Annotated in this window: 12 protein-coding genes and 1 riboswitch; of the genes, 2 read left to right on the top strand and 10 right to left on the bottom strand. The window is 33.1% G+C overall.

Annotated elements, in window-relative coordinates; translation table 11 throughout:
* Position 1: 1 nt before the first annotated feature.
* Positions 2-1,258, bottom strand: coding sequence for a nitrogenase component 1 (locus CLOLE_RS02060; RefSeq protein WP_013655416.1), 1,257 nt, complete (start codon positions 1,256-1,258; stop codon positions 2-4).
* Positions 1,245-2,009 carry a nucleotide-binding protein gene (locus CLOLE_RS02055; RefSeq protein WP_013655415.1) on the bottom strand — a complete coding sequence of 255 codons (765 nt, stop codon included), beginning with the start codon at positions 2,007-2,009 and terminating at the stop codon, positions 1,245-1,247. The genes CLOLE_RS02060 and CLOLE_RS02055 overlap by 14 nt, the downstream gene beginning before the upstream one ends.
* Before the next feature lie 175 nt (positions 2,010-2,184).
* On the opposite strand from CLOLE_RS02055, the gene CLOLE_RS02050 reads away from it, so the two are divergent.
* Positions 2,185-2,820, top strand: a complete 636-nt coding sequence (locus CLOLE_RS02050; RefSeq protein ID WP_013655414.1) for a Crp/Fnr family transcriptional regulator — start codon at positions 2,185-2,187, stop codon at positions 2,818-2,820.
* A gap of 173 nt (positions 2,821-2,993) precedes the next feature.
* Here the strand turns inward: CLOLE_RS02050 and CLOLE_RS02045 are convergent, their stop codons facing one another.
* From CLOLE_RS02045 to CLOLE_RS02035, 3 genes are all read right to left on the bottom strand, one after another.
* On the bottom strand, positions 2,994-4,394 hold the full coding sequence (locus CLOLE_RS02045) for a CapA family protein (RefSeq protein ID WP_013655413.1): 1,401 nt from the start codon (positions 4,392-4,394) through the stop codon (positions 2,994-2,996).
* A 137-nt stretch (positions 4,395-4,531) separates the two neighbouring features.
* Positions 4,532-4,657, bottom strand: a riboswitch (SAM riboswitch).
* A gap of 367 nt (positions 4,658-5,024) precedes the next feature.
* Entirely contained in the window at positions 5,025-6,020 is a 996-nt protein-coding gene (locus tag CLOLE_RS02040) for a hypothetical protein (protein ID WP_013655412.1), read from the bottom strand.
* Positions 6,021-6,375: 355 nt separating this feature from the next.
* Entirely contained in the window at positions 6,376-6,606 is a 231-nt protein-coding gene (locus tag CLOLE_RS02035) for a hypothetical protein (protein WP_013655411.1), read from the bottom strand.
* 42 nt (positions 6,607-6,648) lie between these two features.
* Between CLOLE_RS02035 and CLOLE_RS02030 the strand changes: the two genes are divergently transcribed.
* Positions 6,649-8,142 (top strand): phytoene desaturase family protein, encoded by a 1,494-nt coding sequence (locus tag CLOLE_RS02030; protein WP_013655410.1) that lies wholly within the window; start codon positions 6,649-6,651, stop codon positions 8,140-8,142.
* A 223-nt stretch (positions 8,143-8,365) separates the two neighbouring features.
* Here the strand turns inward: CLOLE_RS02030 and CLOLE_RS02025 are convergent, their stop codons facing one another.
* The 5 genes from CLOLE_RS02025 to CLOLE_RS02005 all read right to left on the bottom strand — a co-directional run bounded on the left by CLOLE_RS02025 (position 8,366) and on the right by CLOLE_RS02005 (position 13,955).
* Positions 8,366-10,273 (bottom strand): FtsX-like permease family protein, encoded by a 1,908-nt coding sequence (locus tag CLOLE_RS02025; RefSeq protein WP_013655409.1) that lies wholly within the window; start codon positions 10,271-10,273, stop codon positions 8,366-8,368.
* Complete coding sequence (locus CLOLE_RS02020; protein ID WP_013655408.1) at positions 10,273-11,025, bottom strand: ABC transporter ATP-binding protein; 753 nt, start codon at positions 11,023-11,025, stop codon at positions 10,273-10,275. The genes CLOLE_RS02025 and CLOLE_RS02020 overlap by 1 nt, the downstream gene beginning before the upstream one ends.
* A 93-nt stretch (positions 11,026-11,118) precedes the next feature.
* On the bottom strand, positions 11,119-12,144 hold the full coding sequence (locus CLOLE_RS02015; protein ID WP_013655407.1) for a sensor histidine kinase: 1,026 nt from the start codon (positions 12,142-12,144) through the stop codon (positions 11,119-11,121).
* A complete protein-coding gene (locus CLOLE_RS02010; RefSeq protein WP_013655406.1) occupies positions 12,144-12,812 on the bottom strand; it encodes a response regulator transcription factor in 669 nt (222 codons plus the stop codon). The genes CLOLE_RS02015 and CLOLE_RS02010 overlap by 1 nt, the downstream gene beginning before the upstream one ends.
* A gap of 270 nt (positions 12,813-13,082) precedes the next feature.
* Positions 13,083-13,955, bottom strand: coding sequence for a hypothetical protein (locus CLOLE_RS02005; RefSeq protein ID WP_013655405.1), 873 nt, complete (start codon positions 13,953-13,955; stop codon positions 13,083-13,085).
* Positions 13,956-14,226 lie beyond the last annotated feature (271 nt).

The following is a 14,226-nucleotide window of genomic DNA, read 5'->3' as shown; positions in this document are numbered from 1 at the left end:
GCTACACCACCAGTCCATATTTTTCAATCATTTCTTTAAGTGCCATTGGCTCAAGATAACATTTTGTCATCTTTTCCATAAGCTTCATAATACCGCTATATCCAAACATATACTCATCTTGAATTAAATCTACTACATGTTTCGCTTTATCAATATATGCCGCATTGTAACCAATCGCGATACAGTCTTGTTCTTCTTCAACTCTACTAATACGATTATGATTGGTTGCTGAAATAATCTCTACCCCCGGTGCATTTACCTTAAGCCATTCAAATGACTCTTTCTCAAAGGCTACTACTTCTTCAGCATATACTTTTTGTACGTTAAAACCATAACTGATAAGTGCTTTGGCTAAATTGTATGGTCTGCAAACCGCTGAGTGACCAATAATAATTGGGAAGTCCCCAATAATTTCTCTAGCTTTTTTGATTTGTGCTTGAGCTTCTTCTTGTATAGCCGTTAGGTCTATAGCAGCATCTTTATCAATAAAATCAATAATCTCTTTGTATTGTGCTGCAACTGCTTCCATCTCATAACTGACTGGTAAGAAACGATAATCTACTTGATGACGACGTTTCATATCTTCTGCTGCCACTTTTGCTTCTGGTCTTAGAACAAGATTGTATTTACTTTCACCCATTTGCTCAAACTCTTTAAATGTTTTTTGCTCTGAAATATGTTTTACTTCTTTAATACCCAGTTGTTTAAGTACGTCAAATAACTCATTATTTTCTTCTAAAGCAACGAAATTTCCTAAAAGGTTAAGTGTGTCCTCTTTTTCTCCATTTCCTTCAACAAGCTCATACATTTTACGTTGAAGTGTTACTGGTGGTGGCGTTTTAGAGCCATTTGTAATTGGATTCATATGTCCTACTTGGAACTTAATAGGATACTTATTATTTAAAACATCTAAAATGGCTACGTGGTCTGTTCCTAACAAATCATCTAAACAACTTACGAAGATGAAAATTACCTTAGGTTGTTCTTCTAACGCTTCTAATAAAGCCTCTATCCCTTGGATAATAAGATCTTCATAGCTTCCTGAAACAATATCTGCTTGATCTATATATAAATAAGATAGACGCTCCTTATTTCCATGTTCAATGGCACCTAACGCACCATGTCTACCGCATGCAGATGGGCATACAAAAAGTTGATAGCTTTCTGGTACTAACATACCTACTCTTACAACACCCCATCCACCATGTGCTGGTGAGCAATAATGTACTGTGCTTGTAAATGGATTATTCCTCTTCATGGCGTGTTCCCTCCAGTATAAGTTCTGCGAGTTCTAAGTAGTGTTTTGCCATTTCAGATTCTGGGTAAGCTTCTACCACTGTTTTACCTTGCTGCTCTGCTAATTGTACATGTCCGTCTCTAGGTATTTTCTTAACTACTTTTGTGCCAATTTCTTCGGCTGCTTTATTAACAATGTTTTCTTCATCCTCCACATTTCTTGAGTTAAGAATAATCCCACCTAATTTTGCATAACCTCTTGTTCCAAAGTTTTTAATCGCACTCGAAATATTAGAGGCTGCATAAAGTGCCATCATTTCCCCTGATGAAACAATAAACACATCGTTAGCATAGCCGCCACGAATTGGCATTGCAAAGCCACCGCATACTACGTCTCCCAGAACATCATAGATAATAATATCTGGCTTATAAATGTTATAGGCATCTAATTCTTCTAACTTTTCAAATGCTGTAATGATACCACGTCCAGCACATCCAATACCTGGTGTTGGGCCCCCTGCTTCCACACAAAGTGCACCTTTATATCCAATTTTAACGATATCTTCTAATTCAACATCTCCGCCTTTTTCCTTAATAGCATCTAAGACAGTAATAAGACTTTCTCCACTTAATAAGTTTGTTGTTGAATCCGCTTTTGGGTCACAACCAATTTGCATGACCTTATACCCTTTTTCTATAAGTGCTGCTGTCAGATTTGAAGTAGTAGTTGATTTACCAATACCACCTTTTCCATAAATAGCTATTTTTCGCATCTACATTTAGTCCTTCCTTCAATTAACTACTTTTATTATTTCTAATTATTAAACATCCATTATTCTTTATGAATAATTACTCTCTTATTGATTTTTTTACCTACTTATAATATATTATTTTATAAATAATAATGTGTCTCATTTGAGACAGCTTATCATAATTTAGGAGATGTCTATGCATAATTTTGGAAAACTATTTAATAACTTATCACAAACTACGATTCAAACCTTGCTCACCCAAGTTCCTCATACAATAAAATCCTATCTTCCTCGAGAGACAATTTTTACTGAAGTAGATTTTAATCGGCAACTCGGTATTCTTTTAAAAGGTGAGGTACAAATATATAAAACTTTGTCCACAGGTACTGAATTATTACTTAAACATTTAAACGCTAATGCCCTACTTGGTATAGGTTATGTATGGGGGGATGCAGAATATTTTCCTGCCACTATAAAAGCTGTTAGGCCTTGTACAGTCCTATTTTTACCTAAAAACTCTTTAAAAAAGCTTTTTTCACTTGAACCCATTATTTTAGATAACTTTCTAGATGCTATGAATCATAGCTTTTTATATCTCACTAACAAAATAGAAATGCTAGCCCTTCCATCTGCTAAAGAACGCTTATTATTTGTTATTATGGAGTCCTGTCAGACTAATACAAGTATGCCACTTAACAAGTCAAGACTCTGTCAGGAACTTTCTATTAGTCGTGCTTCTTTATATCGTTGCCTTGAGCAGCTTCAAGATGAACAATATATTCAAATTTACTCTAATAGAAAAGTAGGCTTACATCCTTGTGCGTTTAAATAAATCTATTTATGCTTTTATACCCCACTCAAAATAATAGATAAAAAAATAGAGAGCAAATTGCTCTCTACCTTATTTATCCTATTTATAGCATGGACCATATTACACATAGTTTTCTTTAAAACCTAGTATTATCAACGCTTCTAGCGTTAAACTCCCCCTATTTGTGGTAGGGTTTACCTCACCTTGTTAAGTGGAAGTCTTCTTATATACTCTTTATTTGAATAAAACAACTTCAAATTTTTCCTCTTTAAAAATACTTGTTCTGTAAAGATTAACCTTAAAAATAGTCTTTTTAAATGAGCAATTTCTTTGAACTGTTTCTTTGTAAACACATAAGGAAGCTGCCCTTTTTCAATGTTGTTTATCAATTTAATGAAATCTAATAATTTAATTTCCTTATATTTTCCCTTTTCATATTGCTTAAAGATATAGTAAGGAAATACCTTTAAATCGCTTATAACCGTTACTTCTTTTTCCTTATGGATTCCTTTAGTCAATTCAATCTTTATTAGAATCCCAAGTAAAGCATTCAACGTATTAAAATCTCCTACCAGGTTGCCTAACGAATAAGCAATCAGCCCTGTTTTTCTAACGCCTTGTATTGGATCTATGAAGCTATACTTTTCAATAGGCTGCACGACATGAGCATGATTGCCTATAATAATATCTACGCCGCATTCCTCTAATACCCGGTGTCCCATATCGATGATGTTTTGAATAGGGTAGGATTCAAATTCTAAGCTCCAATGGAGACAGGCAACTACAATGTCAGCATTCTTTTCCCTAGCAATTTGTACATGTTCCTTCACTAAATCTAGCTTTTCTCCTGGGTTATTCAGCTTGACATGGTTTACTAAATAGGGCTTTCCCTCTGGCACTTGATCACCGTTCAAGGTAAAGGTATAAGCTAAGTATGCTACCCTTACCCCCTGCTTTTCTATGATGGGAATGTCTCTTTGTTCCTCTATACTTCTAGCTGTCCCAACCTGTTTACAGCCTTTTTTATCAATCAATTCTAAGGTTTCAATAAGCCCTGATTCTCCTTGATTTAAACAGTGATTATTAGCTGTAGAGAAAAAATTAATCCCTCTTCCATCATGTAAATATCTTTCAAACATACCTAGTGTTCCATTAAGCTCTGGCGTACTATTAACACTTCTTGGTGCATTCTGTACTGGTTTAGAAGAAGCTATAGGCGTTTCCAAATTAGCGTAAATGCTGTCTACTCCATCAAAGTAAAAGTCTTCTACCTCATCCCAGAAATGCTCGGTTGTCTCTGGTGTTAACTGGTCTCCTGAAAGTAAGTCTCCACCCGCTGTTAAAGTAAATTTCCCTGTTATCTCAAATGCCTCTGGTAATGAAAATGTAAGGTCTTGCTTTTTAAAATAATCCTCAATTTGACTACCTTTCTCTGCTCTTTCAATCTGCTTTATGTAATACTTATATTTCCACCAATCAAACTCCCCTGGCTGCAAATTACTAAAATCCCCCTGCACATTTTGGGAATATCTATAAGTATCGCCTTTGATTACTCCTAATAAGCGATATTTTAATTTTTCAGCTGCTAGCGACATTTACTCCACCTCCCTGTTGTTTTAGAAACTCCTTCATCTGTAGAAGATCGTTCTAACTTATATATGTTTTACTATATAAAATACAAAAGCTACTTTCTTATTGATAAGAAAGTAGCTCAAATAAAGCAGAACTCACCTTCTTATCTTCTCAAACTCAAAGTTTTAATTACTCTACGTTTGTAGGAATTAGCACCGTGTACACTTATGGAATGTCCGGTTGCTGGGCATCATAGGGCCTATCCCTCAGCCTCTCTCGATAAGAAACAGTTTTTTATTTCTGTGTTTTTATTTCTTAGTGTTTTAATATGTTTTGTGGTATATATTCTTCGTCGAATATTGTCAATAAAATTGCTTATATTTAAAATATAGTTTTTTCCTATAGCTAGATATTGATTTTTCAGGCTTTTTAGTCTCACACCTTGATTTTACTTGGTTTTTACAACTATGAATTTCCACATTTTTAATTCCTAGTACTTTAGTAATAGATTGTTTTTTAAGTCTAACCCACTAAAAATAGAGAGCTATTTAGCTCTCTATCACAACACCCTTATATTGTATCCTTCGTGTCATCTCTTCTCCTTGTTATTTGCGCCTACTCATTGTGTCAATTTATTATAACCCTATTTATTTCTAATATGCTATATCATAGAAACCTATGTTTCCTGTTGTTTGATACACCTCTTCAGAAATAAAAGCACCCTGATTTTCATCATAATAACAGTCGTACATCGTAAGTCCTGCACCTTGAACTTTACTAATTAGTAAATGAAATATAGTAGTATCTCCATACTCCTCATAGCCTTTATACTCTAGCTTACCAAGCTGTATAAATCCATCAAACACTGGGTAGAGCTGTCCATCTTTACGTACAATGAGTTTCCATTCACTTCCGTCATCCATAATAAGTTTCCCCTCCTCATCTAAGGACGTTTCACAATATACCTCTACCTCTTCCATTTGCTCATCATCGTCTATATCTACTTTCTTTTCATTCAAAAGAGTATAGTCTTGCAGACTATCACCTTCCTCTATAGGATAAATAATCTGTACTTGTTCATCTACTTCCTCATTTGTTATTTCTTCTTTTGCTTCATCTTCTTCCTTTGCGCTTAGGTACATAATTGCTGGCCACCCATCTTTCCCATTTTCAGCAATTATGTAGGTTGCCTGCTTATCTTCTATACTCACACTTACAAGTAATTGTGGTATGCCCTCTGGTATAACTGTTTCTATCAAAAGCCCATAATCATCTTCTGTATAGGACTTGGTGTATATTGTTTCTCCTTCTACTATCTTTTCACCATCAAAAATCGCCTTTTTCACTTCAATCTTTGTTCCATTGTATTTAGGAATAACAAGTAATTCCTCAATATTTTCTAAATGTGTATAGGTATCTAAACAAGTAAGCCCTTTTATTACTTCTTCTTCGGGCTTATTCATAATAAGCGCTACCACCTCATCTTTAGCATATTTTTCAAATGCTGTATTATAAAGTGGTTCTTCTTTGCTTACCACTTCTTCCTGTTGAACAACTTCCTTTCCTTGATCAATAGATGAATCTCTGCATCCTGTAAGACTAGCAAGTAATATAAAGCACACCCCTAATATAAATTGCTTTTTCTTCATATCTATTCCCCCTTACTCCTTGATAATATCATTATACTATATAAAAAAATTCCAGAACATAATCCTCTTTATTTTATATTCTGGAATCCGTCTATCTGTACTCATATGAACTACTCTTCGTTGTCTTATAGATGAATAACTTTGCCTCAATGACTATTTTTACCCCTATTAATACTTGAAGGAAATTAATAAAATAATTCCAGCGCTTAAGCAAATCATTTGCTCCTTCAAATTGACTGCTTGGGTATCTGCCTAGCTGATTATGCCTGCTCCATTCTCTTATTAAACCTTTCCAATAAAAGGTCAAATCAAAAATATTCTCACTAGGAAGCTTATCGGGGTCTATATATATCCCCTACATACATCCCTTAAACAGTATAAGCATCAGTATCAGCATACCTCCTATTATGAGCATCTTCTTTTTCCATGTTTTTTCATGATCCTTGACCGTCTCTTTTACCACTCTTGTAGTAAGTAGCAGTAATAAAAACCCTATCAGTATAACAGGTAGCTGTGCCAAACTTTTTTGCTCCTTAAACCATTTTTCTCTATGGCTTATGGTATCGTTATTGCTACCTACCCCCATAATCAATAAATCCTATATATAACTCTAGTACGGGGTGAAAAAATGAAAAAATCAGTATTAATTATAGGTTCAGGTATAGGTGGTTTATCTACAGCTCTAAGATTACTAAGCAAAGGATATGATGTGAAAGTCTACGAAAAAGAAAAAATGATAGGTGGTAAAACAAATCAATTAGTCCACCCCCCATTTACCTTTGATTTAACCGCTTCAATTTTAATGAACCGAGAAGTCTATGAAGAAGTTTTTCATGATGCTAACTTGGATTATAAAGATTTCATAGAATTTATAAAAGTTGATCCAACTTATCGCAGCTTTTATCCAGATGGAACTTTTTATGATTTTACTAGGGATCTAGTGTCATTAATAAAAACTCTAGAATCTATTTCAACAGAGGATGCTATTGGATATATGAAGTTTTTATCAGAGGTATATGAAAGGTATATCATTGCAAATGATCACTTTTTACATCAGTCTTTTGAAAATGCTATGGACTTCTTTAAACCCTCATCCTTAATAAATGCATCGAAAACAAAAGCATTCTCTACCTCTCATCAATTAATTTCAGAGTATATTAAGGATGAAAAACTACAAGAGTTCTTATCCTACCAGTCATTATATGTAGGGATATCTCCCTATGAAGGACCTAGTATCTATACATTAGTACCTGTAATATCTCAGTTATATGGTCTATGGCATTTAAAGGGTGGAATGTACTCCTTTATCAAAGCTTTAGAAAAGGCAATTTACAGCTTTGGAGGGGTAATCGAAACCAATTTCTCCGTAAATGAAATTATCATTTCTAATGGCAAAGCTATTGGAATAAAATCTACAAAAAATGAAACCATTTTCGCTGATATAATCATTAGCAACGCAGATTTTCCTTATACAATGGATACTCTTTTAAAAAGTGATACTCATAAAGGAAAATATAAAACTAGTAAATTAGTTGATTTAAAATACACCTGCTCCACCTTTATTATTTACTTAGGCTTAAAGAAAAAATATCCTCAGCTTTCAGTTCATAATCTTTACTTAAATGTTGACTTTAAAAAGAATATTGACTCAGCTTTTACAGGACATTTACCCACTAATCCTTCCCTCTATATCTATTGTCCTACTAGAGTAGATAATAGTATGATAGCAAGTGATGGTGAATGTATAAGTATAGTAGCACGAGTTCCAAATTTATTTTTTAGAAATATAGCATGGAATGAGAAAACAATAAAGTTTATGAGAAACAACATCCTATCTGCCCTAAAAAATATCTCAGGTTTAGAAGATATTGAGGAAGATATTATTTACGAAAACTACCTTACCCCTCAGAATCTAAAAGATAGTTTTAACGCCTATGGTGGTGCTGCTTTTGGCTTAAGCCCAACCCTAACACAAACCAATTACTTTAGACCTCACTTTATGTCAAGTTATGTGAAAAATCTCTATTTTGTTGGTAGTTCTGTTCATCCTGGTCCAGGTGTTTCTATTGTCTTGCTCTCAAGCAAGCTTGTAGTTCAAGAAATATTGAGAAACGATAGCTGAAATAGCTAAAACAGCAGCTAATAAAGTAACCCCTACATAAGTCATGATACTTGACTAATAGTAGGGGCTCACATTAGCAAATGGAACATCAAATCTTCTCTCTATTCCATCACTGACTTAATTCTTATCATAACCAATTCATTCGAACTTTAATATTATGAATACTTACACTGCCCATCTGAACTACTTATGATATAGTCCACCTCACCTCATTAAGTAGAGATTATCTTACTTTTACTACCTTTTTAAAGCTTGATACCGAAACCATATAACTTACTATAAATATACCCATACATATTGTAGCACTTATCACAAATGTTCCTAATAAACTCTCCGATAGAAAGTCTCCTAGTACTTGAATTGCAAAAAAGCTATCTATTAAGCCTATCACTAATGGTAATGCATAAAATAAAGCAACTTCTTTACTAATGGCTCTTTCTAAATCTTTTTTGGAACCACCTATACGCATTAAAATCTGATACTTCTCTTTATCTTCCATAGCATCACTATATATCTTCGTATAGATAATACTTGCTTCTGCTAGTACAAAGACTAAAAATAAAAAGGTACCAATGGCATAGACTACCCGTAGCCATGCAACATTTTCTATTTTATAAATCCCTATTTGCTTTTCCATATCGTTATCCAAATAAGGGTTAATCCGCTGGGTAACGTCCTCTATTACTTCTTTATTTAATAGCTGCTGCTCATTGTCTACTTTAATGCCATAAAAATGAAGGGTTTCTCCTTGCGTTTTTAATCTATTATAAACATCATCATTTACAACAAGTGTGACCTCATTTAAGAGTGAGCCTAGTGTCTTAAATCGAATATCCCCTAGACTTACTTCATAAGGTTCATCATAGATACGTACCTTGGTTGTTGGCACAAGGCTTGCTAAGGTTCCTGGTCTTTGAATATAAATGACTTTATTGCCTTCCACCATTTTTTCATTCACCTTGGCTATTTCATCTTCATTTCCATTATTTCTTAAAATCCCTAAGAACTGCTCATAAGAAAGAACATTATAGTCACTTCGTTGCCACCTTTCTCCCTCTTTTAAAGTGGACTTTACCCTAAGTACAGTAGTATCTAGTTCATATTGTTTATGACCTACTTCAAGAAAACACTCTGCTATTTCTTTAGTAGAAATCGCCCCTTTAGAAGCAAAAGATGCCGTATAAAGGGTATCATTTTCATAAGACATTGTATAAAGATTTTTCATAGAAACTGCTGTTCCTAATACAGAAATGGTACACGCTGTTAATAAACTCATAGTGGCATAAGTGGTATAATTTTTCTTTATACGATAAGCGAGGCTATTAATTGCAATGATATTCTCACCCTTATATAAAATTGATTTTTTATTAATAAGCATCCTAAATACGACTGGAATGAATGCGTAAAAGAGCCCATATGTTCCTATACATACAAGAAGTAACGTCTTAAACACATTTAAGGTTGAAAGCTTCACCAAATAATAACCATATAACATGGCACCTAATGATAGTGCTGCTATGATATAGGTTAAAATATTTACTCTAGGCATACGTTCTACTTTTCGGCTATCATTTAATAAGTCAATGATTTTACTTCGTATAATACTTATAAATCCCTTTATGCTCATGATTGTAAAAATCACCATAAAACCAATAGCTGTACGAATGAGGGCTCCATTTGTAATATCAAGTTTAACCTTGACATTAAAACCTGCTAGTCCAAAAATAATCATTTGAAAGAACTTAGAAAACAATGCTCCTAGACTAATTCCTATAACACATGCGCATATACCAATAAGCATCATTTCTATAAAATAAATACTACCTATTGTCTTTAGGTCAACCCCCATAAAAATATAGAGTCCAATTTCCTTCTTCCTATTTTTGAGGAAAATATTTGAAGTATACCAAATAAAAAAGAATATAAATATCACCAAAATAACGATAATCATCTGAGCAATCATCTTCGTATAATTGGCATTGTATTCACCTAAAGTTTTTATGGCATCCCCACGCATAAGTATAAAGAAATTACTGAGTATGATGACTGAAAACACCATGGATATAAAAAACATGGTATAGGTTTTCATATTATTTTTGAAGTTATTGTATGCCATAGCAAATACCCTCATTATCTCGCACCCCCTAAGGTTGCTAATAGGTCAATAATACGTCCATAAAATTCCTTTCGCTCATTACCTCTATTTAATTGACACTTGATTTCACCATCACTTAATACATATACCTTTTGCGCATAACTTGCAGTAAGGGCATCATGGGTAACCATAATGATGGTGGCTTTCTTCTCTTCATTAACTCTCTTCAAACATGCTAATAAATCAGAAGAAGACTTTGAATCTAATGCTCCTGTTGGCTCATCTGCAAATATAACACTCGGACTTGTAATAAGTGCTCTCGCTGCTGCTCCTCTTTGCTTTTGTCCTCCAGATAACTCATAAGGATACTTATTCAAATGTTCCTTTAATCCAAAAGTCTCTGCTATGGCAACTACCTTTTCTTCGATTTCCTTGCTCTTTTTATGCCCTAATGCAAGAGGTAATGCCATATTATCCATCAAATTCATATTATCTAAAAGACTATAATCCTGAAAGATAAATCCTATATGATCTTTTCTAATCTGTGATAGCTCTTTATTTCTAAGTTTTGTTATATCCTTACCATCTAATAAGATCTCTCCCTTTGTGGGTTTATCAATGGTGGACAAAAGATTTAAGAGGGTCGTTTTTCCTGAACCAGAAGGTCCCATAATCGCTATAAACTCTCCCTCCCCTACTGTAAGAGAAATATCTTTTAGTACCTGTGTCTTAAATCCTTTTATACCATATTCCTTATATAAATGGCTTAATTTTAAAATCTCCTTCATTTAAGCGCCTCCAAAATTAAATTTGTATAATTCAATTTTAATAGCATCGCTAACTATATTCCTTCACTTAACATGACATTTTCATTTATAACGTTACATTTTTGCAACCTTAATATAATCTGATATCTTATAAAACTTTATTCTAAACAAAGTATACTTTCCTTCTACAGACTCTACCTCTATGTCATGACCTAACTTGTCTAAAATTTTCTTAGAGAAATAAAGTCCCATCCCTGTAGATTTATACGTTGTATTTCTTCCATTCTTACCTGTGAAACCTTTACTAAAAATGCGCTCTTGATCTTCCTCTGCAATACCTACCCCATAATCTTTGATATTTAAAATAATATATTGGGCGTCTTCTTCACCGTAAAAACTGATTTTCCCATTTATCCCCGCATATTTAATCGCATTACTAATCATTTGCCCTATCACATAGACCAGCCACTTTTTATCTGTATAAACTTCAAGATTTAAGTACGCCATTTCCACCTCTATATTGTTTTTGATTAAGAAAAAGGCACTTTGCCTGATTGCAGTTTTGACGATTTCATCTAGCCTTTCCTCTCTAATAAATAAATCCTCTACGGCTGCAGTGGCTCTACTACCATAGAGCACATTATTTACTAACAAGTTGATTCTCTCTATTTCATGTTTAACATCATATCCTACTTCATCATCTTCTATTCTCTCTACCATCATACTTAATGCACTAATGGGTAACTTAATTTCATGTACCCATTTAGAGAGATATTCTTCCATCTCTTTGATTCTTTCTTCATTATTAGCTTGTTCTTTAGCAAATTTTAGTTCTTTTGTATCTACTATATAACGCATAATTTCCCCAGACACATCATCCCCTTTAATCTCTTCTCTTGTGATATCTTCCCCTTCTTCTAGTGCATGATATAACTGTTCATAGCTGGATTTCCACTTTATATAGCTTATATAAAAACCACCTAAATAAAAGGTTATTAACACCATGTCTAAATAAAGTATATCCTCTTGTTGTATGGTCTCTGTACTTAATAGAAATAAATAGGCATTCACACATAGTAAAATGATGAGCTGTACGGCAATAGTCACTTTTTGTTCAGAAATAAACTGTCTTATTTTCATTACATCATATACCCCAACCCTTTTTTAGTTTTAATAACTTCTTCTAGTCCGATTTCTTTCATCTTACTACGTAATCTTGTCATATTAACAGTAAGCGTATTATCACTAATAAATTCGTCATCATTCCATAAACTCATCATGATTTTATCTCTAGAAACTACCTTTCCTTTATTACGAATAAGCAGTGTTAATATTTTAATTTCATTCTTGGTAAGCTCTAAACTATTTCCCTTATACCTAAGTTCACATTTATCTATATCTAATACAGCATCGTTATAATACAATAATGCACCTGCATCTGTATATTGGTAAGCTCTCCTTAATAAGGCATTTATTTTACTTAGTAATACCTGAGTGTCAAAGGGCTTTGTAATATAATCATCTCCTCCATTATTAATCCCCATAATAACATCCATATTGGAGTCCCTTGAAGATAAAAATAAAATAGGAAGATTAGATACTTCTCTTATCCGCCCACACCAATAAAAGCCATCATAATAAGGTAAATTCACATCCATAAGTACAAGTTTAGGCTGCTTCCTCACGACCTCTTCTAAAACATTACTAAAATCTTCTATAAGTTGTACTTGCATACCCCACTTTTCTAAACTTAATTTGATCTCCTTGGCTACTTCTAAATTATCTTCTACTAATAAAATATCTTTCATATATAATCATTCCTCCTCCTTTTTAATATTTCCCTATGCTAATCTATTTCTTATATTATCATTTGTGTGTGATTATTTTATAGCTTAATGATAGTATATGCCTTCAAGACTCTCATAAAAATAGAGAGCAATCTGCTCCCTACATCATTTACACTATTTATAGTATACTCATACCATAGGTAGTTACTCTAAAAACTAGTATTACAAATACTCCTATTATCAATAAATTGGACTTTGATAAACTTCACATTACACTTATAATATCTCATTTTAGCTCGTATGCTTTTTTCTTTTACGAATGTACCAAGTAATAAAGACAACAATTATTAAGCCTATTAAAATAAATGGCGAAAGTATCATAAGAGTTATGTCTAAATAAGGGCTTCTTAAAGTGCTAAAAATATTTTGATACCAGTTTTCATCAATGACTATTTCTAAATTTCCTTCAGGAAGCGTATTTGAATTATACTGATAAGTGCGTACTCCAACTTTTTTAAACTCTAAATTACTACTTTTGATAATCGGCATATTTTTATCAAGATATAGATTAATCGTTAAATTAGAGAAATCCTTCCATATAGTAGCAGGTGCCAGATAATATTCAATCTCACCTCTTTTAGCATCAAAATCATAATCAGGGTATCCACCAAGACTGTAACCATAAGAAACAATAACCTCATATTCTTCATTCGGTGTAAAATTCATATCAAAGGTTATAGCATCAACTGTCTGCTCCTGGTTATGTCTTGCTAACTCATCATCTGTAAGTATAGCATACTGCCAGTCATTCGTTTTTATTTCTGTATTGTAATTCAAACCGTAACTCTCTACTGTGAAAGATTTATCTTTATCATTAACTACTATGTTTACACTGCTGTTTTCAACATTGGGAGATAGAAACATAGCTTGTGTAGAAGTGCTTTCATTTGTGGTATTCTTCATTTTATAAGTCGCAACAATATCCGCTTGCGAGCCATTAACTGTAATATCTAACACCTCTGATAATACAGAAATTGTATCATTTTTCTCAAAGGTTATAGATGAGCCAATATCTGAATGTTTAGGGGCTGCCATATTTGCATAAACAATTTGAGGCAAAGACAATACTAAAACTAACACAAAAATTAAACTCACTTTTTTCATCATACTTCCTCCTAAACTAATATATATTTCATTCGTATCTCCTTAATTCACTCCTATAAATTTTATCTATTAAATATCCTTTATTTTCAGAATATCACTCTACCTATACAATAGCAATTATATCCCTTCTAAATAGTCATCTTTATAAGTTGTGGCACAAAAATAACCTTTAAGAGACTATTCCTCCTAAAGGTTATTACATAGTTATAATATTTTAATCACTTATTATTGTTCTTCGATGAACAATAATTCTCCATTTGTAGTCTATATT

The sequence above is a fragment of the Cellulosilyticum lentocellum DSM 5427 genome (genome assembly GCF_000178835.2).
GTDB classification, from domain to species: domain Bacteria; phylum Bacillota; class Clostridia; order Lachnospirales; family Cellulosilyticaceae; genus Cellulosilyticum; species Cellulosilyticum lentocellum.
The sequence above is the reverse complement of the archived record's forward strand: the minus strand, read 5'-3'. Positions and strand labels throughout refer to the sequence as shown.